General features: G+C 32.7%; 1 protein-coding gene. It reads right to left on the bottom strand.

From position 1 onward, the window contains the following. The coding region (locus SB786_RS36410; protein WP_410731606.1) for a BspA family leucine-rich repeat surface protein at positions 1–269 on the bottom strand (269 nt) is incomplete at both ends.

Raw genomic sequence — 269 nt, 5'->3', positions numbered from 1 at the left:
AGATTGAGATTGTCTGTAAATAGAAAATTATTGTTTGTATATCCAAACATATATTTAAAAATCTTAATGTGAGAGGTATCCCAGTTTTCCATTGAATTATTTGCCAATAAAGAAAACGCATTGTAAAACATTAAGGTGGCATCAATAACGTTGGATAGATCAGGGGAATCAGTTGCTGTTATATCCAGAAGTCCGCATTGTGAAAATGCACTTTTCATGGAAGTCCATTGAATGTTTCCCCATTGCTCGATTTCAATAATTTTATCAGC

Origin of the sequence: Burkholderia sp. SIMBA_062, from assembly GCF_046534765.1 — a bacterium.
Taxonomy (GTDB): domain Bacteria; phylum Pseudomonadota; class Gammaproteobacteria; order Burkholderiales; family Burkholderiaceae; genus Burkholderia; species Burkholderia ambifaria.
The sequence above is the reverse complement of the archived record's forward strand: the minus strand, read 5'-3'. Positions and strand labels throughout refer to the sequence as shown.